The organism is Arhodomonas sp. KWT (assembly GCF_010993615.1).
This window is the reverse complement of sequence record NZ_WNXE01001132.1, coordinates 1-518: the sequence shown is the minus strand read 5'-3', so window position 1 is coordinate 518 and position 518 is coordinate 1. Positions and strand designations below refer to the sequence as shown.

At 70.5% G+C, this 518-nt stretch carries 1 pseudogene; it reads left to right on the top strand.

Annotation, left to right across the window (positions count from 1 at the left end):
• Positions 1–518, top strand: a pseudogene (locus G7A99_RS24555) (leucyl aminopeptidase); the annotation flags it as partial.

Below are 518 nucleotides of genomic sequence, written 5' to 3'. Positions count from 1 at the left end.
AACCTCGTCGGGGTGATCGCCGCCACCGAGAACCTCCCCGACGGCAACGCCAGCAAGCCCGGCGACATCGTCACCACTATGTCCGGGCAGACCGTGGAGATCCTCAACACCGACGCGGAGGGACGGCTCGCGCTCTGCGACGCGCTCACCTACACCGAGCGTTACCACGAGCCCACCAGCGTCGTGGACATGGCCACCCTCACCGGCGCCTGCATCATCGCCCTCGGCCACGAGGCCCACGCAGTGCTCGGCAACCACCACCCGCTGGTCAACGAGCTGCTCACCGCCGGCCGCGACACCGGCGACCGCGCCTGGGAGCTGCCGCTGTGGGAGGAGTACCAGGACGCGCTGAAGAGCAACTTCGCGGACATGGCCAACGTCGGCGGCCGCCCGGCGGGCACCATCACCGCGGCGTGCTTCCTCTCGCGGTTCACCCGCAAGATGCGCTGGGCCCATCTCGACATCGCCGGCACGGCATGGACCAGCGGCGACAACAAGGGCGCCACCGGCCGGCCGGT